At 69.6% G+C, this 23,533-nt stretch carries 23 protein-coding genes and 2 tRNA genes; 16 read left to right on the top strand and 9 right to left on the bottom strand.

Annotated elements, in window-relative coordinates; genetic code table 11:
- Positions 1-124: 124 nt before the first annotated feature.
- Positions 125-2,122: a TPM domain-containing protein gene (locus MCHLDSM_RS00715; protein WP_048468396.1), complete on the bottom strand. Its 1,998-nt coding sequence runs from the start codon at positions 2,120-2,122 to the stop codon at positions 125-127.
- Between the two features lie 78 nt (positions 2,123-2,200).
- Between MCHLDSM_RS00715 and MCHLDSM_RS00720 the strand changes: the two genes are divergently transcribed.
- The 3 genes from MCHLDSM_RS00720 (at position 2,201) to MCHLDSM_RS00730 (ending at position 5,791) form a co-directional block, all read left to right on the top strand.
- On the top strand, positions 2,201-3,487 hold the full coding sequence (locus MCHLDSM_RS00720; protein ID WP_048468397.1) for a deoxyguanosinetriphosphate triphosphohydrolase: 1,287 nt from the start codon (positions 2,201-2,203) through the stop codon (positions 3,485-3,487).
- Between the two features lie 4 nt (positions 3,488-3,491).
- Entirely contained in the window at positions 3,492-5,435 is a 1,944-nt protein-coding gene (gene dnaG, locus MCHLDSM_RS00725; protein WP_048468398.1) for a DNA primase, read from the top strand.
- Between the two features lie 77 nt (positions 5,436-5,512).
- Positions 5,513-5,791 (top strand): DUF7155 family protein, encoded by a 279-nt coding sequence (locus MCHLDSM_RS00730; protein ID WP_048468460.1) that lies wholly within the window; start codon positions 5,513-5,515, stop codon positions 5,789-5,791.
- Here the strand turns inward: MCHLDSM_RS00730 and MCHLDSM_RS00735 are convergent.
- Positions 5,788-6,057, bottom strand: a complete 270-nt coding sequence (locus MCHLDSM_RS00735) for a hypothetical protein (RefSeq protein WP_048468399.1) — start codon at positions 6,055-6,057, stop codon at positions 5,788-5,790. The genes MCHLDSM_RS00730 and MCHLDSM_RS00735 overlap by 4 nt on opposite strands.
- Before the next feature lie 176 nt (positions 6,058-6,233).
- Between MCHLDSM_RS00735 and MCHLDSM_RS00740 the strand changes: the two genes are divergently transcribed.
- Positions 6,234-6,306: transfer RNA gene (locus MCHLDSM_RS00740), tRNA-Asn, on the top strand.
- Between the two features lie 73 nt (positions 6,307-6,379).
- On the opposite strand, the gene mbp1 is transcribed toward MCHLDSM_RS00740, so the two are convergent.
- A complete protein-coding gene (mbp1, locus tag MCHLDSM_RS00745; RefSeq protein ID WP_048468400.1) occupies positions 6,380-6,622 on the bottom strand; it encodes a microaggregate-binding protein 1 in 243 nt (80 codons plus the stop codon).
- A 156-nt stretch (positions 6,623-6,778) separates the two neighbouring features.
- Here mbp1 and MCHLDSM_RS00750 point away from each other — a divergent pair, with 156 nt between their 5' ends.
- Complete coding sequence (locus MCHLDSM_RS00750; protein WP_048468401.1) at positions 6,779-7,108, top strand: hypothetical protein; 330 nt, start codon at positions 6,779-6,781, stop codon at positions 7,106-7,108.
- 30 nt (positions 7,109-7,138) lie between these two features.
- The gene (locus tag MCHLDSM_RS00755) at positions 7,139-7,609 is read left to right on the top strand and encodes an LppP/LprE family lipoprotein (RefSeq protein WP_048468402.1); all 471 of its coding nucleotides are present in this window, start codon (positions 7,139-7,141) and stop codon (positions 7,607-7,609) included.
- 3 nt (positions 7,610-7,612) lie between these two features.
- Here the strand turns inward: MCHLDSM_RS00755 and MCHLDSM_RS00760 are convergent, their stop codons facing one another.
- A complete protein-coding gene (locus tag MCHLDSM_RS00760; protein ID WP_048468403.1) occupies positions 7,613-9,574 on the bottom strand; it encodes an acyl-CoA dehydrogenase family protein in 1,962 nt (653 codons plus the stop codon).
- Between the two features lie 102 nt (positions 9,575-9,676).
- Between MCHLDSM_RS00760 and MCHLDSM_RS00765 the strand changes: the two genes are divergently transcribed.
- The gene (locus MCHLDSM_RS00765) at positions 9,677-10,387 is read left to right on the top strand and encodes a VIT1/CCC1 transporter family protein (RefSeq protein ID WP_048468461.1); all 711 of its coding nucleotides are present in this window, start codon (positions 9,677-9,679) and stop codon (positions 10,385-10,387) included.
- Between the two features lie 4 nt (positions 10,388-10,391).
- On the opposite strand, the gene MCHLDSM_RS00770 is transcribed toward MCHLDSM_RS00765, so the two are convergent.
- Together MCHLDSM_RS00770 and MCHLDSM_RS00775 are read right to left on the bottom strand one after the other, a co-directional pair.
- Positions 10,392-11,603, bottom strand: coding sequence for an MFS transporter (locus MCHLDSM_RS00770; RefSeq protein ID WP_048468404.1), 1,212 nt, complete (start codon positions 11,601-11,603; stop codon positions 10,392-10,394).
- Between the two features lie 26 nt (positions 11,604-11,629).
- The gene (locus MCHLDSM_RS00775) at positions 11,630-12,070 is read right to left on the bottom strand and encodes a MarR family winged helix-turn-helix transcriptional regulator (protein ID WP_048419311.1); all 441 of its coding nucleotides are present in this window, start codon (positions 12,068-12,070) and stop codon (positions 11,630-11,632) included.
- Positions 12,071-12,176: 106 nt separating this feature from the next.
- Here MCHLDSM_RS00775 and MCHLDSM_RS00780 point away from each other — a divergent pair, with 106 nt between their 5' ends.
- From MCHLDSM_RS00780 to MCHLDSM_RS00800, 5 genes are read left to right on the top strand one after another with little or no spacing between them, the layout of a single operon-like run.
- A complete protein-coding gene (locus MCHLDSM_RS00780) occupies positions 12,177-14,234 on the top strand; it encodes an ABC transporter ATP-binding protein (protein WP_048468405.1) in 2,058 nt (685 codons plus the stop codon).
- On the top strand, positions 14,231-15,067 hold the full coding sequence (locus tag MCHLDSM_RS00785) for a CbiQ family ECF transporter T component (RefSeq protein ID WP_048468406.1): 837 nt from the start codon (positions 14,231-14,233) through the stop codon (positions 15,065-15,067). Before MCHLDSM_RS00780 ends, MCHLDSM_RS00785 begins: the two co-directional genes overlap by 4 nt.
- A 17-nt stretch (positions 15,068-15,084) precedes the next feature.
- Complete coding sequence (locus MCHLDSM_RS00790) at positions 15,085-16,602, top strand: TldD/PmbA family protein (RefSeq protein ID WP_048468407.1); 1,518 nt, start codon at positions 15,085-15,087, stop codon at positions 16,600-16,602.
- Positions 16,599-17,972 carry a metallopeptidase TldD-related protein gene (locus MCHLDSM_RS00795; protein ID WP_048468408.1) on the top strand — a complete coding sequence of 458 codons (1,374 nt, stop codon included), beginning with the start codon at positions 16,599-16,601 and terminating at the stop codon, positions 17,970-17,972. The genes MCHLDSM_RS00790 and MCHLDSM_RS00795 overlap by 4 nt, the downstream gene beginning before the upstream one ends.
- 8 nt (positions 17,973-17,980) lie before the next feature.
- Complete coding sequence (locus MCHLDSM_RS00800; RefSeq protein WP_048468409.1) at positions 17,981-18,823, top strand: carboxymuconolactone decarboxylase family protein; 843 nt, start codon at positions 17,981-17,983, stop codon at positions 18,821-18,823.
- A gap of 18 nt (positions 18,824-18,841) precedes the next feature.
- Here the strand turns inward: MCHLDSM_RS00800 and MCHLDSM_RS00805 are convergent, their stop codons facing one another.
- The 3 genes from MCHLDSM_RS00805 to MCHLDSM_RS00815 are packed head-to-tail and all read right to left on the bottom strand — an operon-like array spanning position 18,842 to position 20,030.
- A complete protein-coding gene (locus MCHLDSM_RS00805; RefSeq protein ID WP_048468410.1) occupies positions 18,842-19,219 on the bottom strand; it encodes a DUF4267 domain-containing protein in 378 nt (125 codons plus the stop codon).
- A gap of 20 nt (positions 19,220-19,239) precedes the next feature.
- On the bottom strand, positions 19,240-19,557 hold the full coding sequence (locus MCHLDSM_RS00810) for an NIPSNAP family protein (protein ID WP_048468462.1): 318 nt from the start codon (positions 19,555-19,557) through the stop codon (positions 19,240-19,242).
- Entirely contained in the window at positions 19,557-20,030 is a 474-nt protein-coding gene (locus MCHLDSM_RS00815) for a DUF1772 domain-containing protein (protein ID WP_048468411.1), read from the bottom strand. The genes MCHLDSM_RS00810 and MCHLDSM_RS00815 overlap by 1 nt, the downstream gene beginning before the upstream one ends.
- 96 nt (positions 20,031-20,126) lie before the next feature.
- Between MCHLDSM_RS00815 and MCHLDSM_RS00820 the strand changes: the two genes are divergently transcribed.
- From MCHLDSM_RS00820 to MCHLDSM_RS00835, 4 genes are all read left to right on the top strand, one after another.
- Positions 20,127-20,699 carry a TetR/AcrR family transcriptional regulator gene (locus tag MCHLDSM_RS00820; protein WP_048468412.1) on the top strand — a complete coding sequence of 191 codons (573 nt, stop codon included), beginning with the start codon at positions 20,127-20,129 and terminating at the stop codon, positions 20,697-20,699.
- 126 nt (positions 20,700-20,825) lie between these two features.
- Positions 20,826-20,899: transfer RNA gene (locus MCHLDSM_RS00825), tRNA-Ile, on the top strand.
- Between the two features lie 474 nt (positions 20,900-21,373).
- Positions 21,374-22,519, top strand: coding sequence for a zinc-binding dehydrogenase (locus MCHLDSM_RS00830; RefSeq protein WP_048468413.1), 1,146 nt, complete (start codon positions 21,374-21,376; stop codon positions 22,517-22,519).
- Between the two features lie 182 nt (positions 22,520-22,701).
- On the top strand, positions 22,702-23,532 hold the full coding sequence (locus MCHLDSM_RS00835; protein ID WP_082168616.1) for an ABC transporter permease: 831 nt from the start codon (positions 22,702-22,704) through the stop codon (positions 23,530-23,532).
- Position 23,533: the final 1 nt, after the last annotated feature.

Below are 23,533 nucleotides of genomic sequence, written 5' to 3' on the forward strand. Positions count from 1 at the left end.
GCGCCCGCATGACACCAGCGGGGTCGTCTGGGGATAACTACGAGTGGTTGGGGATGACGAACGTGCGTGAAGTCAGGGATTCACGCGGCGTGTTGGCCGCAGACACGCACGCTCGCGCACAAGGTTAGAAGCGGCCGCCGCCGCCGCTCATCCCGCCGCCGCCGCCGCTCATCCCGCCGCCTCCGCCGCCGAAGCCGCCGCCGCCGAAACCGCCGCCGAACCCGCCGCCGCCGAAGCCGCCGCGCATCGCGCCGGACAGCACGTTGCCGAGGATGATGCCGCCGATGACGGCACCCATCTGGCCCCCGCCGCCACCGCCGTACGGTCCGCTGTAGTGACGCTGGGCGGCGACGACGTCGTCGTTGGCCAGCGATTGCGCCTGCGCGGCGAGCATCGCGGCGCCGTTGGCGTGGGCGATCGCCTCGTTCAGGTTGGCCGCCCGCTTGTCCTGCGCGGCCTGCAGCTGGCGCACCGCCTCGGACAGTCGCGTACGCGCCTCGGGGCCGATGACGCCGCGGCGGGTGTCGATGTAGTCCGACACCGCGCGCACCCGCGACTGCGCGGTGAACAACGCCTGGTCGTAGGTGCGCGTCAGCCGCTCGGTGGTCTCGCGCTCCTGCGCGACGTCGTGGAGCAGCCGGTCGAGTTCGGCGTCGGCCTGCGTCAGCCGGGTGAACGCGCCGAGTGGATCGGCGGCGCCCAGGCTCTGAGCGTGCGAGACGGCCTGCACGGCGGCGTCGCGGGCCGCGCTGAGCTGGGTCGCCACGGCGATACTGCCCTGCGCCAGTTGGGCACCCGCGGCGGTGATGCCGTTCTGCGCGTCGGCGATCGCGGCCGGGAGCCCGGCCACCGCCCGGTTGATGTCGGTCGACGCGCTGTCCACCGCGTCGAGCAGCGTGCGGGCCTGCCCCAGCGCGGCCTCGGCCCCGTGAATGGCGTCGACGAGGCCGCCCTGCCGGTCGGCCGGTCGGGCCACCAGGTCGCGGGCGGTGTCGATGTTCTGCTCGGCGAAGGTCAGCCGCTGCCGGGCCTCGTCGATGTTCTCGGCGACCGACACGAGAGCCGTCTCGGCGAACTGCGACTTCAGCCGTGCCAATGTCTGCCCGGCGGGGTCCAGCCGCGCGGTCAGGTCCACCACCTGCTGGGTCAGCGTGTCGAGCCGACTCGGGGCATTGATCACCAGATCGCGCAGCTGGGCGAACGCCTCACGCTGGGCCTCGAGTTCCTGGTCGGCCTTCGCGGCGGCGACCACCACACGGGTCAGCAGGTCGCGGCGCTGCAGCGGTGTCTCGGGCACCGCGTCGTCGAGGATGTGCCGGACGTTGAGCGCCTGCGCCAGCGTGGTCTTGGCGCCCGCGACCGCGCGGCTGAACGCCGCGGTGTCCTGCTCGCCGAATTCCTCGACCGCCAGCGCCAATTCGCTCTCGCTGGTGCGCACCTCGTTGTCCACCTCGACCACGATCCGGCGGGACAGCTCGTCGAGCGCCTCGAGGGACACCCCGGCCAGCGCGGCCGGATCCGACGGGTCCACCCGCTGGGCGGCGGCGATCTCGGCCTCCCGGCGGCGCCGCCGTCGACGGCGCTGCCAGAACACCAGCACCACGAGCGCCACCACGATGACGCCCAGTGCGATGACCATCCCGAGCCAGCTGCCCGAACCGCTCGTCTTGTTCAGGCCGTTCGCGGCGGCGACGGCGGCGCCGGCCCAGTTGCCGTCGCGCAACAGGGGTTCGACCTCGGTGCGGCGGAGCTTGTCGATGTCGACGCCGCCCAGCGCATCGGTCGGCGCGAGGAAGGCGTAGGCCCGGTCCACGGTCGCCACCGCCAGGATCGCGTCCTGGTCACCCAGATCGCTGCGCTGGCGGGTGCTCTGCGCCCAGGCCTGCGCGTCCTGGCCGGAGAAGTCGTCGACGTAGACCACCCACAGCCGGATGCGCCGATCGTTGTACAGCCGGTCGATCGCCCCCTGAACCTCACCGGTACCGGCGGCGTCGAGCGCCCCCGCCCGGTCGGTGAGGTAGGTCGGCAGCCGCAGCGGCGGCTCGGCCGCCGCGCCGGGGGCGAGCAGGCCCGCAGCGATCCACAGGACGCCGAGCAGGCCGAGCCATCGGGCATTGCGCATGTACGTCAATGTAGTGGGCTGCACCGGGAGGCGAGCGTGCGTCGGGAACGCTGCGCCGTGCTGGCAGACTGTGGTTCGGTGAACCCACGACAGCAGGACCGCTACGACGCGTCCGACCGCCAGCGGCTGGTGGCCGAGCCGGCGAAGAGCGCCGCCCTGCCCGGGACAGACACCGAGCACCGCTCCGACTTCGCCCGCGACCGTGCCCGCGTGCTGCACTGCGCGGCCCTGCGCCGGCTCGCCGACAAGACCCAGGTGGTGGGCCCGCGCGAGGGCGAGACACCCCGGACCCGGCTGACGCACTCGCTGGAGGTGGCCCAGATCGGCCGCGGCATGGCCATCGGGCTCGGCTGCGATCCCGACCTCGTGGACCTGGCCGGGCTGGCTCACGACATCGGCCACCCGCCCTACGGCCACAACGGTGAACGCGCCCTCGACGAGATCGCCAAGACGTACGGCGGTTTCGAGGGCAATGCGCAGAACTTCCGGATCCTCACCCGGCTGGAACCCAAAGTGCTTGACGCACAAGGGCGCAGCGCAGGCCTGAACCTGACTCGGGCCGCCCTGGACGCGGTCACCAAGTATCCGTGGCCGCGGGTCGGGGAACGCCGCAAGTTCGGCTTCTACGGCGGCTTCCCGGGCGACGACATGGCCGCGGCGGACTGGGTGCGCGCGGGCGCGCCCGCCGAGCGGCCGTGCCTGGAGGCCCAGGTGATGGACTGGGCCGACGACGTCGCCTACTCGGTGCACGACGTCGAGGACGGCGTCATCTCCGGGCGCATCGACCTGCGGGTGCTGGCCGACGCGGACGCGGCCGCGGCGCTCGGGCACGTCGGCGCGGGATCGTTTCCGACGTTGACGCCCGAGGACCTGATGGCCGCCGCCGAACGGCTCTCGCAGGTCCCCGTGGTGGCGGCCGTCGGAAAGTTCGACGGCACGCTCGCGGCGTCGGTGGCGCTCAAGACTCTCACCAGCGAACTGGTCGGCCGGTTCGCCAATGCGGCCGTCACCGCGACCAGGGCCGCGGCGGGGCCGGGGCCGTTGCGCCGCTTCGATGCCGATCTCGAGGTGCCGACCCTGGTGCGCGCCGAGGTCGCGGTGCTCAAGACGCTTGCGCTGCACTTCATCATGTCCGACCACCGGCACCTGCAGATCCAGGCCGATCAGCGCATCCGTATCCAGGAGGTCGCGCTGGCGCTGTGGGGCCAGGCGCCGGGCAGCTTGGATCCCCAGTTCGCCGCCGAATTCGTCGCCGCCGACGACGACGGCGCCCGGCTGCGCGTGGTGGTCGATCAGATCGCCTCCTACACCGAGGGCCGGTTGGAACGAGTGCACGAGGCACGCACCCCGCGGCCTCTAGACTGACCGCGTGGCGGGCGACGGGACGAGGGCACGGGGCAGGATCCCCGACCGCGACATCGCCGCCATCCGGGAACGGGTCAGCATCGACGACGTCGTCGGCGACTACGTCCAGTTGCGCCGCGCCGGCGCGGATTCCCTCAAGGGGTTGTGCCCCTTCCACGATGAGAAGTCCCCGTCATTCCACGTCCGCCCCAACCACGGCCACTTCCACTGCTTCGGGTGCGGTGAGGGCGGCGACGTCTACGCGTTCCTGCAGAAGATCGAACACGTCAGCTTCGTCGAGGCCGTCGAGCTGCTCGCCGACCGCGTCGGCTACACCGTCACCTACACCGGCGGCTCGACCACCAACGTGCAGCGCGACCGCGGCAGCCGCAGCAGGCTGTTGGCCGCCAACGCCGCAGCGCAGGAGTTCTACGCCGAGGCCCTGCAGAGCCCGGAAGCCGCGCCGGCCCGCCAGTATCTGATCGACCGCAACTTCGACGCCGACGCCGCAGCGAAGTTCGGGTGCGGGTTCGCCCCGTCGGGCTGGGACTCGCTGACAAAACACTTGCTGCGTAAGGGTTTCGAGTTCAAGGAGCTGGAGGCCGCCGGTCTGTCGCGGGAAGGCCGCCGCGGGCCGATGGACCGTTTCCACCGCCGGCTGCTGTGGCCGATCCGGGCCAGCGGCGGTGAGGTGATCGGTTTCGGGGCGCGGCGGATCTTCGACGACGACCAGATGGAAGCCAAGTACGTCAACACCCCCGAGACGGTGCTGTACAAGAAATCGGCGGTGCTGTTCGGCCTCGACCTGGCCAAGCGCGACATCGCCAAGGCGCACCGCGCCGTCGTCGTCGAGGGCTACACCGACGTGATGGCCATGCACCTGGCGGGGGAGACCACCGCGGTCGCGTCGTGCGGCACCGCATTCGGCGACGGTCACCTCGGGCTGCTGCGGCGGCTGATGATGGACGACAACTGGTATCGCGGCGAGTTGATCTTCGTGTTCGACGGCGACGCCGCGGGGCAGGCGGCGGCGCTCAAGGCGTTCGACGGTGACCAGCAGGTGTCCGGGAAGTCGTTCGTCGCGGTGGCCGCCGACGGCATGGACCCGTGCGATCTGCGGCTGAAGTCGGGTGACGGAGCGCTGCGGGACCTGGTGGCGCGACGGATCCCGATGTTCGAGTTCGCGATTCGCAGCCTGATCCCGGCCGGCGACGTCCTCGACAACGACCCGCAGGCTCAGGTGGATGCGCTGCGCCGGTGTGTGCCGCTGGTCGCCCGGATCCGGGACTACGCGCTGCGTGACGAGTACGCCCGCCGGCTGGCCGGCTGGACCGGATGGCGCGACGAGGCCCAGGTGCTGACCCGGGTGCGCGAGGAGGCCGCCAAGCGGGGCATGCCGGACCGGACGCGACGTCGCGCGGCGGCGGAGCCCACACCCGCGTCCCGGTCCCGACCGGCCGCGCCCACCGCAGACCGGCCGAACCCGGCCGACCCGACGCTGTGGCCGCAGCGGGAGGCGCTCAAGTCCGCGCTGCAGTACCCGGCGCTGGCCGGTCCGGTATTCGACTCGCTGGCCGCCGAGAGTTTCACCCACCCCGGGTACGCGGCGGTCCGGTCGGCGATCGAGGCCGCCGGCGGCACATCCGGCGGACTGACCGGGGCGCAGTGGATCGAGGCGGTCCGCGATCAGGTGGCGAGCCCGTCGGCCGCCGGCCTGGTCAACGAATTGAGCGCGGAGGCGATCAACGCCGACGAGGACAAACTGCCCCGCTACATCGGCGGCGTCCTGGCCCGGCTGCAGGAGGTCTGGATCGGACGGCAGATCGCCGAGGTGAAGTCGAAGCTGCAGCGGATGTCGCCGGTGGAGCAGGGCGACGAGTACCACGCGCTGTTCGGCGACCTTGTGGCGATGGAGGCCTACCGGCGCAGCCTGCTCGAACAGGCCAGTGGCGACGACCTGACTGCGTGAACCGGCTCGCCGGGTTATGGTGTGTCTGCTGTCATGGGAGTCGGGGAGAAGGCGAGTTGTCGATGCTGGTGCACACCATGCGGGCTCACGCAGCCCGGCTGATCGTCGGCGCCGTCGCGGCCGCGGCCGTCGCCGTCCCGCTGTACGCCTCGCTGAGCAGCCCCGATGCCACGGCGCAGGCCGGTCCGCGCTGCCTTGCCTGGTTCGGCAACAAGGACGACGGCCAGTGCCTGGGCTACTCGAACGGCACCGGCGGGCAGATCGGGACACCGTCGATCGGTTTCGGCGGCAACGGGCTTGAGTTCAGCACGGGCCCGCTGTTCCCGGGCACCACGATCAATCGGGGCATGGGCTAGCGGTTCTCGCCCGCGGCTTTCCTCTTCTTCTCCGGCTGGCCCGGTTCGAACACGTCGGTACCGGCGTCGATCGGCGTCACCTGCACCATCGTCGGGTCCGGCGATACCCGTTCGGCGATCTTGCGGCGGCTCGCGTCGATGACGGCCCGCGCCGCCGGGCTGCCCGTCACCGCGCGGTAGGTTCCGGCGAGCTGCTCGTAGCGCTGCCTGCCAGCCTTGGTGCCCAACACGTAGCCGACGGCCGCAACGGCGACATACCCGATCACAGGGCTCCTCCAGAACTGTCTCGCGTGACGGCGCAACCGAATCCCACGCCGTCCATCTCCACCCATCCTGCCTCACGGAAGGGGCTGCGCGCCCGGCCGGGAACGCATTGGCGACCGCGGCCGGACGTAGGCTAGAGTGCTCTCTGGCCCGCGGCACAGCGCCCGCGGGAGGGCAATCCCCTGTAGCTCAATTGGCAGAGCATTCGGCTGTTAACCGAAGGGTTGCTGGTTCGAGTCCAGCCGGGGGAGCCGAGATACATCCGGCCTGAACATGAAACAGGGGCCACACCTCGTGTAGGTGTGGCCCCTTTTCATGCGGCTCTTAGCTGTTGCGGGCAGCCTTCTCCCGAGTCTCCTGGGCCTTTGCTTCTGCGCGAGCCTTCTCGGCCTCGGCCTCTTTCTTGGCGACATCCTTCTGGGCCTCGGCCTTGTCCTGCTGCGCCTTGCCCTCCTCCTGGAGGCGGTCGCGGTTGAGAACGATTCCGAGAACCTGCTTGACGATGCCCACCGCGCCGTTGATCAGGCTGTTCACCGCGGCCAGCGGGCCGCTGTTGCTGTCTGCCATATCGATATCTCCTTTGTGCTCGGTCATCCTGTACCGATGCGCATACCCCCGTGCTAACTCCTGCAAGCATCTGGCTAGCACTTAGTGAGAGGGGTCACGTTCGGCGCAAGGATGTGCAGGGGTTGTAATGAGGTTCACCGCCGGAAAGAGTGAGCCATGACCCACGTGCCCGACCATCTGCCCTCACCGGATGACTTCCGCCGGAAGTCGGCCCACGTCGACCGCGAGTTCTCCGATGCCCGGCGCTATCTCTCGGCCCTGCACCGCGAGGACAACGACGCGCTGCACGCGCTGATGGTCGAGATCCACAGCAGCGGCCGGGCGATGAAGATCTTGGCCGCGATGGCCGTGCAGGCACTCGACTTCGCCGAGCTGGCCGCCGACCGGCTCGGGGGTGACGTGCAGAGGTGGCTCGACGAGTCGGTGATGGCCCAGGACGCCGGGGAGAACGAACGGGACCAGACGGAGCTCGGCGGCGAAGGCTGACCGGATTCGCGCCTGCCTATCCTTGAGGCCATGCGACTTTCGCGGGCCCTCGCGGCGCCGGTCATGGTGGGACTGCTGACCGCCGCGTGCGGCTGGAGTCCGCCGTCGCCGGCGCCGACGAGCACCGCGGCGTGCGGGCCCGGTCCGGGCGCGGCCGCGCTCAGTGACGAGATCGCCCTGCTTCCGCCGGCCTCGTGGACCGAGGCGTCGCGGGGCCACGCGGCGGACTGCCGGCTCACCTGGGTGGTGGTCAGCGCCGGCAGCGCCTCCGACAGCCCGCAGCAGGTGCTGTTCTTCGACGGCGAGAAGGGGATCGGCTCACCGACACCCGACCCGCGCCCGTACATCACTGTCACGGCCCAGGGCGACCACGATGCCGTCGTGCAGTATCAGTGGCGCCAGGGCTCCGAACCGGCGTGCTGTCCCACCGGGATCGGATCGGCGCGGGTGACGCTGGAAGACGGCAGGCTCACCATCCTGGACCCGATTCCCGGCCCGTAGGCGTCAGATCACGCCCGCGCTCGTCGCGTCCTGGCGGACGTGGTCGTCGGCGTCGGGGATGTGCTCGGGGTGCAGCATCTCCGCGTAGCGCAGCGGCTCCGGGATGCCGAAGCCGTCGACGAGCAACTCGGCGTAGGGCCGCAGCCGCTTGCAGCGGTCGTTGATGGCGCGCGTGACCGCCTTGGCGCGCTCGGTGGACAGAAAGCGGTGCTCGACGAACCACGCCTTGTCCTCCTCGATCACGGTCAGGGCGTACAGGTCGCACACCAGGCCGAGGATCTCGCGGGCGGTCCGGTCCTGGCAACCGTCGATGCCCGCGACGAACGCCTCGAGGACGATCCGGTCGATGTGGGCCTGCGCGACGTGCAGCACATGGTCCTGCACGGAGTTGAACGCCTCGAACGCGCTCATCTCCTTGGACTTGCTCTGCAGGCGCCGCGCCACGGACGCGGTCATGTACTCCTCGCGGTCCTCGAGCATCTTGACCTGGGTGCCGCGGTTGAAGAGGCTGCCTTCTTCCTCGTTGTCCTCGCGGCTGTCCACGATGGTCTGCATGATCGTCTGTGCCGCAGTCCGTTTCAGCACCCGCTCGCCGGCGAACCGGGCCGCGAACCCGACCCACTCCACCGGGCTCATGCCCTTGATGTCATCGGCGTAGGCGGTCAGCAGCTCCTTGGCCACCAGCTGGAACAGCACGTGGTTGTCGCCCTCGAAGGTGGTGAACACGTCGGTGTCGGCCTTGAGCGCGATGAGGCGGTTCTCGGCGAGATAGCCTGCGCCACCGCAGGCTTCGCGCGCCTCCTGGATGGCCCGGGTGGCATGCCAGGTGTTGGCGGCCTTGAGTCCCGCGGCCCGTGACTCCAGCTCGCGCTGTTCCTCGGGATCCGGATCGTCGGCGGTCTGCAGCTCGTGACACTTGGCGACCAGTTCGTTCTGCGCGAACTGCAGCGCATACGAGCGGGCGATCAGCGGGAAGAGGCGACGCTGGTGGACGAGGTAGTCCATCAGCAGGACCTCGCCGCCGTCGGGATCGGAGAACTGGCGGCGCTGCAACGCGTAGCGCGTGGCGATGTCGAGGGCGACCCGGGCGGCGGCCCCGGCACTGCCGCCGACGGTGACCCGCCCGCGGATGAGCGTGCCGAGCATCGTGAAGAACCGCCGGTTCGGGTTCTCGATGGGTGAGGTGTACGTGCCGTCCGCGGCGACGTCGGCGTACTTGTTGAGCAGGTTGTCCCGCGGGATGCGGACGTGGTCGAACTGGATGCGGCCGTTGTCCACGCCGGGCAGCCCGCCCTTGTAGTGGCAGTCCGACGTGATGACGCCGGGCAGATCGTTGCCGTCGTCGTCCCGGATGGGCACCACGAAGCAGTGCACGCCGTGGCCCTCGCCGTCGGGGGTGATCAGCTGCGCGAAAACTGCTGCCACACGCGCGGTCTCGGCCGCACCGCCGATGTAATCCTTGCGCGCGGACGGCGTGGGGGAGTCGATGACGAACTCCTCGGTGGCAGGGTCGTAGGTGGCCGTCGTCTCGATGGACTGGACGTCGCTGCCGTGCCCGGTCTCGGTCATCGCGAAACAGCCGAGCAGCTCGAGGTTGATGAGCTTCTGGACGTAGGCCTGGTGATGGCGCTCGGTGCCGAGGTTCTCGATCGCGCCACCGAACAGGCCCCACTGCACACCGGCCTTGACCATCAGCGACAGGTCGCTCATCGCGAGCATCTCGATCTGCGTGACGGCGGCGCCGACGTCGCCGTTGCCGCCGTGCTCCTTCTTGAACCCGTCCTCGGCCGCGCCGCGCGAGGCCATGATCTTCAGCTGCTCCGCCACTTTCGTGCGGGCGATCACGGTGTTGGGGGTGTAGTGCGGACGGAAGATCTCGTTGCTGAGTTCCTTCCGCACCCGGTTCTTCACATCGCGCCAGCGTCCGTCGAGAGAATTCCGCAGATACTCCGCAGTGGTCGTCATACCTCGACGGTAGCCCGCAAAACCGTCGCGCAAACTGTGATGTCGCAAACCGTCACCATCCCGATCCCGCCGGCGTTCGCGACGCGGCGTTAGATGGTCGCCATGACCGACTCAGGGGCTGCCCACGTCGAGGATCACCGGCACGCCGACGTCACCGGCGGTTGGCTGCGGGCCGCGACGTTCGGCGCGATGGACGGGCTGGTGAGCAACACGGCGTTGATCGCAGGCGTGGCGGCCAGTGCGGACGCGCACACGGTGGTGATCAGCGGCGTCGCGGGACTGCTCGCCGGCTCCTTCTCGATGGCGCTGGGCGAGTACACGTCCGTGACGACGGCCAACGAGCAGATCGACTCCGAGGTACACGTCGAGCGCGCGTCGTTCCGGCGCCAGCCCGAGGCCGAGCAAGCCGAACTGGTCGCCAAGCTCGTCGCGTTGGGGATGTCTGCCGAGACCGCGGCCAAGGCGTCCGAGGAGATCCACCAGGACGACCACAAGGCGATCAACTTCCACCTGATCCAGGAGCTCGGCGTCGATCCCCAGGAGAAGCCCTCGCCGTGGCTGGCCGCCGGATCGTCGTTCGTGATGTTCGCGGTAGGTGCGGTGATCCCGCTCATCCCGTACCTGCTGGGCTACGAACTCCTCTGGGCGGGGCTCGCTTTCGGCGGTTTCGGGCTGATGCTGGCCGGGGCCGCCGCGGCGCGCATCACCCGCCGGTCACCGGCGTGGGGATCGGCGCGCCAGTTGACGTTCGGCGCGGTGGCGATCGCCGCGACCTACCTCGTCGGGCACCTCATCGGCGTCGCCGCGACCTGAGCGCTCAGCTCTCGTTGCCGACGGTGACGGCGCGCGCCTCGTCGGTGAGCTCGTCGAGCTCGGTCTCCTCGTCGTCGATGTGGCTCAGGTGCGTCCGCGTCGTCGTCAGCACCACCGCGGCCAACAGCACCGCGCCCGCGCCGACCCAGAACGGCAGGTGCACGCTGACCTGCTCTCCGAGGACGCCCGCGAGCCACGGCGCCACCGCGGCGCCGCCGAACCGCATGAAGCTGTAGGCCGCTGAGGCGACACCGCGTTCCACCGGGGCCGCCTTCATGACCGTCTCGGTGATCAGGGTGTTGTTGATGCCGATCCACAGACCCGCCACGACCACGCACCCGGCCAGCACCGGCTTGTGGTCGGTCCACACCGCCATCGCGGCGAGCGTGGCCGTCATCAGCAGCAGGTTGACCACCAGCGTGCGCACGGTGCCGAAGCGGTGCTGCAGACGCGGCGCGACGAACACGGACGTGAAGGCGAGCGCCAGACCCCAGCCGAAGAAGATCAGGCCGATCTCCTGGGCGCCCATGTCGAGGGGGAACGGGGTGAACGCGAGCAGCGTGAAGAAGCCGTAGTTGTACAGCAGCGCGGTCGTCGCGACACCGAGCAGTCCGCGGTGTGCCAGCGCCCGGAAGGGGTCGGCCAGCGTCGTGGCCCGCGCGGCGGGCGGGGTCGACGGCAGCAGGAACGTGGTGACCACCAGTGCGACGGCCATCAGCACCGAGACGCCGAAAAACGGCCCACGCCAAGAGATCTCACCGAGTACCCCGCCGACCAGGGGGCCGACGGCGATGCCGAGGCCCAGGGCGGCCTCGTACAGGATGATCGCCTGGGCGACCGAGCCGCGCGCGGAGTTGACGATCGTCGCCAGCGCCGTCGCGATGAACAGCGCGTTGCCCAGGCCCCACAGCGCCCGCCAGCCCACGATGCCCATCACGGTGTCCGACATGCCGGCCAGCCCGGCGCCGGCGATGATGATCACCAGGCCGATCAGCAGTGTGCGCTTGGGGCCGATGCGGCTGGACACCACGCCGGTGATCAGCATCGCCACCCCCATCACCGCCATGTAGCTGGTGAACAGCAGGGAGACCTGCGACGGCGAGGCGTTGAGGTTGTCGGCGATCGGCTTGAGGATCGGGTCGACGAGACCGATCCCCATGAAGGCGACGACGGAAGCGAACGCGACGGCCCAGACGGCCTTGGGTTGGCGCCACATGGGGCGAACCACTCCTTTCGGACGATTTATCGTGCGGTGGTGCGGGGGGAGGTGGCGTCGGTGATCAGGCGACGCATGACGTCGACCGCCTCGGTGAGGCGCTCGCGGTCGGCTTCGCTGAGGCGCTCCAGATACGGATCGACGGCGGCGCCGCGATCGGCCCGGGCCTGACGCAGCGCCTTCTTCCCCTCGGGGGTGATCTTGATCAGCACGGCCCGCGCATCCTGCGGGTCCGCGGTCCGGGTGACCATGCCGGCGTCCTCGAGGCGACGCACCTGCGTGGTCATGGTGGGCTGCGAGCAGTGGTCCAGCGCGGCGAGGTCGGAGATGCGCGCCTCGCCCCGGTCCTCGATCGTGGAGAGCAGCCGGGCCTGGGCGAACGGGATCGGCATCCGCACCCGCTGGTTGGCCAGCCGGTTGAGCCGCGCCACCACCGAGAGCAGATCTGCGCCGAGTGTCGAGGACATGACCGCCATAGTTCCATAGAAATCCTATGTATTCCACTGCCCATGCCGTGGCAGCGGTCACATGCCGGCCGTCGGCTGCGCGCGGACGGGCTGGCAGAATCGTGAAATGACCACGGCCGGCCCGCAGCGCACCCCGCGACGGTCCGGTTCCCTGCAGCCGGTCGAACTGGCCCAGGCCTCGGTGATGGCGGCGCTGTGCGCGGCCATCGCGATCATCGCCGTCGTGGTGCCCTTCGCGGCCGGACTGTCCCTGCTCGGCACCGTCCCGATGGGTCTGCTGGCCTACCGGTACCGGCTGCGGGTGCTCATCACCGCCACGGTGGCGGGCGGTCTGGTGGCCTTCCTCATCGCCGGCATGGGCGGCTTCATGACCGTCGTCAACTGCGCCTACATCGGTGGGCTGACCGGCATCGTGAAACGCCGCGGACGCGGCACGCCGACGGTCGTCGCCTCCTCGTTGGTGGCCGGCGCGGCGTTCGGCGTGTTCGCGGTCGCCGCGCTGACGGTGCTGAGCCGCTTGCGGCACCTGATCTTCGATTCGATGACGGCCAACGTGGACGGTGTGGCCGCGATCATGGCCCGCGTACCGCAGCTGGAGGGGGCCGCCGAGCGCCTCAAGGCCGACTTCGCGACCGCGCTGCACTACTGGCCGATCCTGTTGTTCGCCATCGGCGTGGGCACCATCCTGTGGGTCAGCCTCGTCGGCTGGTGGGCGCTGTCGCGGGTGATGACGCGCCTGGTGGGGGTTCCCGACGTGCACAAGTTGGAGACCCCGATCGGCGATGGCCCGATCGCCCCGGTGCCCTTGCAGTTGCTCGACGTCCGGTTCCGGTACCCGTCGTCGCCCAAGGATGCGCTGGGTCCGGTGTCGATGACGGTGCAGCCGGGCGAACACGTCGCCGTCACCGGGGCCAACGGCTCGGGGAAGACCACGCTCATGCTGGTGCTCTCCGGCCGCGAACCGACCGCGGGGACGGTGCAGCGCCCCGGTGCGGTCGGCTTGGGCCGCACCGGCGGCACCGCGGTGGTGATGCAGCATCCCGAGAGCCAGGTGCTGGGCACGCGCGTCGCCGACGACGTGGTGTGGGGCCTGCCGCCGGGGACGTCGATCGACGTGGACCGGCTGCTCGGCGAGGTCGGCCTCGACGGATTCGGCGAGCGCGACACGGGCGGGCTCTCCGGCGGTGAACTGCAGCGGCTCGCCGTGGCCGGCGCGCTAGCGCGTGAGCCCGCGCTGCTGATCGCCGACGAGGTGACCAGCATGGTCGACCAGGACGGCCGCGAGGGCCTGATGTCGGTGCTGTCCGGCCTCACCCGCCGGCACCGCACCGCGCTGGTGCACATCACGCACTACAACGACGAGGCCGAGGCCGCCGACCGCACGGTCACGCTGAGCGGCAACGGCGCCAGCGCCGACAACGTCGCGGGCCCGGAGATGGTCGAGACCGCCGAGGTGCCGGTGGCCTCGACAGCCCCGGATCGCCCCGCCGGGCGACCGGTACTGGAACTGCGCGGAGTCGGTCACGTGTACGGCTACGACACGCCGTGGGCGAAGACGGCGCTGAGCGGAATCGACTTCTCCGTGCACGAGGGCGACGGCGTGCTGATCCACGGGCTCAACGGCTCGGGCAAGTCGACGCTGGCGTGGATCATGGCCGGGCTCACCGTGCCGACCGTCGGGGAGTGCCTGCTCGACGGCGCACCGGTGTCCGAACAGGTTGGCGGCGTGGCGATCTCGTTCCAGGCGGCCCGGCTGCAGCTGATGCGCAGCCACGTCGCGCTGGAGATCGCGTCGTCGGCTGGCTTCTCGATGTACGACCAGGCCAAGGTCACCGAGGCTCTCAACACCGTCGGCCTGGACCCGACGCTGGCATCACGCCGCATCGACCAACTCAGCGGCGGACAGATGCGGCGCGTCGTGCTGGCCGGACTGCTGGCCCGATCGCCGCGGGCGCTGATCCTCGACGAGCCGCTGGCCGGCCTGGATGCGGCCTCGGCGCGCGGATTGCTGCGGCTGCTCGAGGACCTGCGCCGGCGGCGCGGGTTGACCGTCGTGGTGATCTCGCACGACTTCGCGGGGTTGGAGGATCTCTGCCCGCGCACCCTGCACCTGCAGGACGGCGAACTGGCCGCCGCTCCCACCAACGCGGGAGGGTTGCCGTGAGCAGCCGCAAGCAGCGCAGGCAGGTCGTGTTGCTGCGGCCGGTGCCGGGGCGCACCGTGATCCACGACCTGTGGGCGGGCGCCAAACTGCTCATCGTCGCCGGCATCGGTGTGCTGCTGACGTTCTATCCCGGCTGGGTGCCGATCGCTGCGGTGGCGCTGCTGGTCGCGGTGGCCGCGCGCATGGCGCACATCCCGCGCGGGGTGCTGCCCACGGTTCCGCGCTTTCTGTGGTTCCTGCTGGCGCTGGGCGCGCTGACCGCCACGTTCGCCGGTGGCAGTCCGGTGATCGCCCTCGGCTCGGTCGAGATCGGCCTGGGCGGGCTGCTGAACTTCCTGCGCATCACCGCACTGTCGATCGTGCTGCTCGGCCTCGGCGCGATGGTGTCGTGGACCACCAACGTCGCCGAGATCGCACCCGCCGTGTCCACCCTGGGCCGCCCGCTACGCCCGCTGCGCATCCCCGTCGACGACTGGGCGGTCGCACTGTCGTTGGCGCTGAGAGCCTTTCCGATGCTGATCGAGGAATTCAGCGTGCTCTACGCGGCACGCCGGTTGCGACCGCAGGACGTCGACGTGCACCGGCGGGCGCGGGGACGACGCTGGGCCGCCGAGCTGATCGATCTGCTCGCCGCCGCCATCACCGTCGCCTTGCGACGGGCCGACGAGATGGGCGACGCGATCACCGCGCGCGGTGGGGCCGGCCAGATCTCGGCCGCCCCGTCGCGGCCCGCGCGCCGCGACTGGGTGGCGTTCGCGGTCGTCATCGCCGTGTGCGCCGTGGCGCTGGCCGTCGAGCTCACCGTGTTTCCGACCAGCGCCGCGCGTAGCTGAGCCGATACGGTAGGGGCGTGACGGCGCCCCGAACAGTCGACGCGGACTTCCTCGCCCTTCCCCGCCAGTCCCTTGCCGACGCGGCGCTGAGTGCGGCACTGCACGCCGGTGCCAGCTATGCCGATCTGCGCATCCACGCGATCACCACCGAGACCGTGCAGTTGCGCGACGGCGCCCTCGAGAACGCCGTCGTCGACGACGAGATCGGCCTCGCGGTGCGGGTGATCGTCGACGGCACGTGGGGTTTCGCGTCGCACGCCGAACTGAGCCCGGACGCGGCCGTCGAGACGGCGCGGCGCGCGGTGCGGGTGGCCACCACGCTGGCGGCGCTGAACGCCGAACGCATCGAGCTCGCGCCGGAGCCGGTGTACCGAGACATGACGTGGGTCTCGGATTACCGCATCGACCCGTTCGCGGTGCCCGTCGCGGAGAAGATCGCGGTGCTCGAGGACTACTCGGGCCGGCTGCTGGCCTCCGACGGGGTCGATCACGTGTCGGCGTGGCTGCACGCGGCCAAGGAGCAGACCTTCTACGCCGACACGTTCGGGTCGTCGATCACCCAGCAGCGGGTGCGGGTGCTGCCCAACCTGGACGCGGTCACGGTGGACGCGGCGGCTGGCACGTTCGAGACCATGCGCACCTTGGCCCCGCCGACCGGGCGCGGTTGGGAAGCCGTTGCCGGTGACCAGGTCTGGGACTGGACCGGCGAGCTGGCGGCGCTGCCGGCCCTGCTGGCCGAGAAGGTCAAGGCGCCCAGTGTCGTCGCCGGACCGACCGATCTGGTGATCGACCCGTCGAACCTGTGGCTGACCATCCACGAATCCATCGGCCACGCCACCGAATACGACCGGGCCATCGGTTACGAGGCGGCCTACGCCGGCACGTCGTTCGCCACCCCCGACAAACTGGGCCGGATGGCCTACGGTTCGGCGGTGATGAACGTGACCGCCGACCGCACCGTCGAGCACGGCCTGGCGACCGTCGGATTCGACGACGAGGGCGTGCGGGCGCAGAGCTGGGATCTGGTGCGCGACGGGCTGTTCGTCGGTTACCAGCTCGACCGGGTGTTCGCTCCGCGGCTGGGGGTGGCCCGGTCCAACGGGTGCTCCTACGCCGATTCGGCCCACCACGTCCCGATCCAGCGGATGGCCAACGTGTCGCTGCAACCGTCACCCGACGACGTCAGCACCGAGGACCTGATCGCCCGGGTGAGCGACGGGATCTACATCGTCGGCGACAAGAGCTGGTCGATCGACATGCAGCGGTACAACTTCCAGTTCACCGGTCAGCGGTTCTTCCGCATTCGGGACGGCAGACTCGACGGGCAGGTGCGCGACGTGGCGTACCAGGCGACCACCACGGACTTCTGGGGTGCGATGGAAGCCGTTGGCGGACAATCGACCTGGCGTCTCGGTGGGGCGTTCAACTGCGGCAAGGCGCAGCCCGGGCAGGTCGCGGCGGTCAGTCACGGGTGCCCGTCCGCGCTGTTCCGCGGCATCTCGGTGCTCAACACGCGCGAAGAGGGCGGACGATGATCGGCGCGGCGCAGGTCGTCGATCTCGCGCTCGCCGAGGCGGCGCGGCTGGGCGGGGCCGACGAGACCGTCGTGCTGGTCACCGATCGCAGCGACGCGGCGCTGCGGTGGGCGAACAACACGATGACCACCAACGGCGAATCCACCAGCAGGACCACCACCGTCATCTCGATCGTCCGCCGTGGGGACGACGCGCACGTCGGCTCCGTGCGTTCCAGCGCCGTCGATCCGGCGGTGCTCGTCGACCTGGTCACCGCGTCGCAGCGGGCCGCGGCCGCAGCGCCTCCGGCCCGCGACAGTGCGCCGCCGCTGCCCGGTGGTGACGCTCCGTCGGACTGGGACGCGCCCGTCCCCGGCACCGGGGCTGATGTGTTCGCCGGTGTCGCAACCGATCTCGCACGCGGTTTCCGGGGCAGTGACACGTTGTTCGGCTATGCCCGCCACATCCTGGAGACCACGTTCGTCGCCACGTCGGGCGGGCTGCGCCGGCGCTTCACGCAGCCGACGGGCTCGGTCGAGATCAACGCCAAGCGTGACGGCGCCAGCGCCTGGGCGGGGGTGAGCACGCCCGATCTCGCCGGGGTGTCCGCCGATGCGCTGCTCGAGGAGTTGAGCACCCGGTTGTCGTGGGCGCGCCGCACCGTCGAGTTGCCGGCGGGCCGCTACGAGACGATCCTGCCCCCGTCGACGGTCGCCGACCTGATGATCTACCTGACGTGGACGATGGGCGGGCGCGGCGCGCAGGAGGGCCGGACCGCGCTCGCGGCGCCCGGCGGCGGCACCCGGGTGGGGGAGACGCTGACCGATCTTCCGTTGACGCTGTACTCCGACCCGCACGCGCCGGGGCTGGAGTGCGCGCCGTACGTGGCCGTCTCGACGTCCTCGGAACGGGCCTCGGTGTTCGACAACGGCATGGACATCGAGCGGGTCGACTGGATCCGCGACGGCGTGATCAACGCGCTGGCGTATCCGCGGGCGGCGGCCGCCGAGTTCGGCGCCCCGGTCGCCGTGGGTGCCGACAATCTGTTGATGACGGGAGGGTCGGCGGCCCTGCCGGACATGATCGCGGCGACCGAGCGGGGACTGCTGCTCACCACGCTGTGGTACATCCGCGAGGTCGACCCGTCGGTGCTGCTGTTGACCGGGCTGACCCGCGACGGGGTGTACCTCGTCGAGGACGGCGAGGTGACCGCCGCGGTCAACAACTTCCGGTTCAACGAGAGCCCGCTCGATCTGCTGCGTCGGGCCACCGAGGCGGGGGTCAGCGAGGCGACCCTGCCCCGGGAGTGGGGCGATTGGGCCACCCGCGCGCAGATGCCGTCCCTGCGGATTCCCGACTTCCACATGTCATCGGTCAGTCAGGCGCAATAATCACTCGGGTGAGCGACCACGCGCTGCCCGAACGGCTGGCCGATCTCGTCGCGCTGTCCTCGGGGGACAGCCGCGCCGACACCCTGATCCGGTTGACGTGCGGGCGCGCGCTGTCGCTGCCACCGCTGCCGGTGCCGGCCGACCTCGCCGACGGGCGCTCCGATGCGGAGTTGGTGCTGGCCGCGTTCGCCGAGCAGTTCTGCACCGACGTCACCGGGATCGGCGACAACCAGCGGCAGCGGCTCACAGAAGCCTACGGAGGCAACGCCTTTCGCGTGGTGGTCGCGGTGTTCGTCGCCGACTTCGTGCCCCGGGTGTGGGCGGGCTGTGAGGCGCTCGGCCATGGCAGGCCGGGTTGGGTGTCCGAGGTGGCCTGGGACGCCGACGGCGATCCGGTGGAGCAGCTGCTCGGCGGGTTCGTGCCCGCGGTGGCGCGGCTGCGCGAACTGGATGCGGTGACGACAGAGGTGGTGCGGCTGCGCGGAGCGGCCGCGCACAACTGCCGGCTGTGCAAGTCGCTGCGCGAAACGCACGCCCTCGATGCGGGCGGCTCGGAGAGCCTGTACCGCCAGATCGAGGACTTCGAGACAGCGCCGGACCTGTCGGAGGCCCACAAGGCGGCGCTGCGCTACGTCGACGCGCTGATCTGGTCGCCCTCGCAGATCGACGACGCGGTGGTGGACGGGGTGCACCAGCACTTCTCGGAAAAGCAATCGTTCGAGCTGACACTGGACGTCATGCGCAACGCCGCCAACAAGATCGCCGTCTCGCTGGCCGCGGACGCGCCGCGGGTGGCCGAGGGCACCGAGCGCTACGAAGTCGACGAGGCGGGACAGACCGTCTTCGCCTGACCGCCCCCCGGCCCCACTTCAAGACGCCAGGAGCAGAGCGCATGTCAGGAGCATGACGACGGCGGTCGTGCCGTGCACACCGTAGGCGATCGACCTGGGGCCGCCGCTGCGCAGCACGATGACCGCATCTGCGATCGGAATGATGGTGGCGGCCAGGACGACCCAGCCGACGAGGTGGGTGGCGCCGGCGATCATCAGGATGAGGACGAACAGTCCCGAGGTGATGTCGCGAACCCCTTTGACGCTGAGGTAGGCGCGGATCTGCGCGATGTCGACGTCGGGGGCGACACCGTACCCGGCGGCGGCGGTCCGTGGGGCGACGAGGAACCGCGCTCCGATGGCGATGATGGCCGCGGCGATGAGTCCCGCGAGGATGTAGCCGATGGTGATGAGCATGTCTGTATCTCCCTGCCGTGTCAGTGAAGTGGTGAGCACGTCGCGGGGTCGAGCAGCATCGTCTGCACCGCGACGATGTCATCGGCGTCGAAGCCGGCCATATCGGCGGCGAACTCCGCGCTGGCCATGACTTCCCCGGTGATCCGGCCCGGGTCGGCGTCCCGCCGAAAGCTGATAAGGGCTACGAGCCGGTGCGCGTCGCCGTCGGACTCCGTCCACACGCCGTGCGTATGCACTCCGAAACAGGGGAAGGTGACGACGTGCCGGGCCCAGTGCACGGCGGCGTACTGCTGCAGGGCTCGGGGCGTCCGCAGGGTGTAGATCCGGAGCTGGAACATCACACCGCCAAGGCCACGCACAGAGCGGCCACTGCCAGCCCTTGTACTGCTGCGCGCAGATCGATCACGCTGTCCCATTTGGCCTGCAGCGCGCGAGCCTGGGGCAGTGAGGTGAGGGCGGTGGACGCCGCGGTCAGCTGACTGTTGATCGGCGCACTCACCCGCGCGTAGATGCCCAGCCAGCCGAGCAGGAGGGCGAAGGCGACACCCGCGGCGACCGCCTGCGCCCAGTGGGCGGACACAGCTGCCACGGCGGCGCTGATCCCTGCCGCGACGATGCCCAGCACTCCGGGCACCGGCATGCGCCGGTCTCCGTAGCGGTGTATGCCACCCATCACCTCCACGAGCGCGTCGTCGCTGACGGCGGCAAGTGCCGCTCGCACCACCATCGCGCAGAACACGTCGGTGCCGTACACCACAGCGGTGCCCAGCACGGCGATCGCAGCAGCCCAGCGGGCCAGTTCGAGGGTCATGATCTATCCGTTCGTGGTAGGTGTTAGCAACGCTAACCCCTGTTCGATATTGTGGCAATAGCGCTGCTAGAAATAATTTCGATGCTAATCTGCGGCATGGCCAATGATCGCCGCCGCGACCGAGAGCGAGCAGAGCGCCGCACACTGATCGTCGCCACGGCACGCCGACTCGCCGAGGAGGAGGGCTGGGACGCCGTCACCACTCGCCGCCTGTCCTCCGAAATCGAGTACAGCCAACCGGTTTTGTACAAGCACTTTGCAGGAATGGAACAGATCGCCGAAGCCGTCGCGGTGGACGGCTTCGGTGAACTCGCCGAGGCTATCGGCGCTGCCGACGTGACCACTGGAGCCTCAGACGCGCTGGCGCGCGTCGCCCACGCCTATTTGGCGTTCGCGCAGGCCAATCCCGCCGTCTACGACGCGATGTTCACCCGATCGACGACGCTGCGGTTCGCGACTGCGGACACTCCGGAACAATTGGACGCAGCGTTCGCCAGGCTGCGTCACGCCGTGGGCCGTGTCGCGAGAGCCGACGACGCAGACACCCTCACCGAGGTTTTCTGGTCGTCCTTGCACGGACTGGTGATCCTCGACCGCGCCGGACGGCTACGGCCGGGTCACGTCACCGAACGCGTTGCGCTGCTGGTGGATCGACTCGTCGGCCCGTAGTCCGAAAGCCGATTCGGTACAACTCCGATGTCGGCCGGAGGGGCACCGTCGGTCGTCGTTTCGGGGACGATCGGTCCGTCGGCCCCGCCCCGGGTATGCGACCATGGTGGCCGCGTACGTCGCGATGGGGCGGTAGCTCAGTCGGTTAGAGCCGTGGACTCATAATCCATTGGTCGCGGGTTCGAGTCCCGCCCGCCCTACCTCTGGCGTGTATTGCGTCGGCTGATGCCTGACATTTCTCGTTCGGGTGATCGCTGACAGTGTTTCGGCTGATGCTTGACAGTTGCTTCGGCTGATCCTTGACACTCCCTAGATGAGGGAGTTGAGCGTGGCTGAGCAGCGGTATCAGGCTGTGTTAGCGGTGATCAGCGATGGGTTGTCGATCTCGCAGGCGACACACATCCGTCAAGAATCAACCGAAGCTCAACATCCCTACCTCTGGCGTGTATTACGACAGTTGATGCTCTACGCCCCGTTACGTCACGCCCCTGATCGGTGCGGAAACCACACCATCGCCCAGAGGCCTCATGTTGCCCTCACGGAAAGCGGGTCAAGCGGCAAAGGCGTACAACCGCCCGAACATCATCGACCTCGAGAAACGTCGGGAACATTCCGTTCGGTGCCGTGAGTTCCTATCGTTGAGATGAATCCCAATCTGGAACGAGGCAACGACCATGGCCGCAGATCTGCCTGACACAGCCATCGAACTGCGGTCGCTGGTGACATCAGCGGGCACCCTCGAACTCTCGCTGCAGGACGTCGACGTACCCACCCCGGGCGACAACGAGGTGCTGGTACGGATCGAGGCCTCGCCGATCAATCCCTCCGACCTGGGTCTTCTCGTCGGCGGCGCCGACATGTCCAAAGCCACGGTGAGCGGCACACCCGACCGCCCCGTCGTCACCGCCCCGCTGCCAGACGGCGCCGTCAACGCCTTCGCCGCGCGCCTCGACCAATCCCTCCCCGTTGGCAATGAGGGAGCGGGCACTGTCGTCGCGGCCGGATCATCCGACGCAGCCCAAGCTCTTCTCGGCAAAACGGTGGGCATCGCCGGCGGTGCGATGTACTCCCAGTACCGCGCAGTCGATGCACGAGCGGCTCTTGTTCTGCCCGACGGCGCCACCGCGCGCGACGGGGCATCGTCGTTCGTAAACCCGCTGACCGCACTCGGCATGACGGAAACCATGCGCCGCGAAGGACATTCAGCCCTCGTGCACACCGCCGCCGCGTCCAACCTCGGGCAGATGTTGGTCAAGCTCTGCCAGAAAGACGGCATCCCGCTGGTCAACATCGTCCGCAAGCCCGAGCAAGAGGAACTGCTGAAGTCCCTCGGCGCAGAACACGTCCTCAATTCCACGTCGCCGTCCTTTGAGTCCGATCTGGTCGAGGCGCTCACCGCGACCGAGGCGACCATTGCATTCGATGCCATCGGCGGCGGAACCCTGGCCAGCCAGATCCTCAATGCGATGGAAGAGGCGGCCAGCGCGACCGCGGCTGAGTACTCCCGCTACGGGTCGAACGTCCACAAGCAGGTGTACATCTACGGCGGGCTCGACACCAGCCCGACGATCCTGACCAGGAACTTCGGTATGGCCTGGGGGATCGGCGGATGGCTGCTGACGCCATTCCTGGCGAGCGCAGGCGCCGAGACCATTGGTCGGCTGCGCGCTCGGGTGGCCGCCGAGCTTGCAACGACCTTCGCAAGCAGCTATACCCGCGAGGTGTCTCTCGCCGGCATGCTCCAACCCGAGGCGTTCAACGAATACGTGAAACGGGCCACGGGGGAGAAGTTCCTCGTCACGCCGCAGGCTGCCCCCTAGACGTCTGCAGACATCGGTCTCGCCCCGCCGACTGGGGGCTAACCGGGCACGTACCTAGCTCGTACTGACGGCGTATTGAGAACGCCGGCACCCGTTTGGGTAGCCCGCGGCAAGGCTGAAATCGGACTCACGATCCATTGGCCGCGGGTTCGAGCCCCGCCCCCTTACTTCACACTGAGCGGATGACCGCTGCGGGACCTGTGTTGACCCCGACGCTGGTCGCCGTGTGCGTGATCATGGCGCTCGCAGCCGCCGCCGTGAACCGATTCGTCTTGAGTGGATCGCCCTTTGCAGCACCCGTCGCTGCGATACGTGCGTCCGTCCAGTTGGCCGCGGTGGCGACCGTCTTGGCGATCGCGTTGCAACGTTTGTGGTCATCGATCCTGGTGCTGGCGGTGATGTTCACCGTGGCATCGATCACCGCCGCGCGCCGCAGCGAGGCACGCCGGGGTGCGGCGTGGCTGGCCGTTGCCCTTGCCGCCGGAATGCTCGCAGTGATGCCCCTGCTGTTGCTGACCGGCGTCGTGCCCCTGAAGGGCGTCGCGCTGGTCCCTGTGTTCGGCATCGTGCTGGGCGGGACCATGACGGCCGCAGCCGTTGCGGCGCGCCGTGCACTCGATGCATTGGGCCAGCGCGCCGGCGAGGTCGAGGCCGCTCTCAGTCTCGGCCTCCCGGAACGCTTCTCGCGGATGATGGTGATCGAGCGGCCCCTGTCGGATGCTCTCCTGCCCAATCTCGATCAAGCGCGCACCGCCGGACTGGTCACGCTTCCCGGTGCGTTCGTGGGGGTGTTGTTGGCGACGGGGTCGGCCGCGCAAGCCGGCGCGGTGCAGGTGTTGGTGCTCGTCTCGCTTCTGCTGGCCCAGGTGTCCGGCGTCGCGGTGGTGGGCGAGTTCGTCGCCCGCGGCATGATCGTTCGCCCGGATACCCCCGTGACCGAGGCCCGCTACTTCGGCGACCTGCGTCAGTTCGTCTTGCGTCGTCGACGGCGAACCCCCACGCGAAAAAACTGAC

It is taken from the genome of Mycolicibacterium chlorophenolicum (genome assembly GCF_001044235.1).
GTDB classification, from domain to species: domain Bacteria; phylum Actinomycetota; class Actinomycetes; order Mycobacteriales; family Mycobacteriaceae; genus Mycobacterium; species Mycobacterium chlorophenolicum.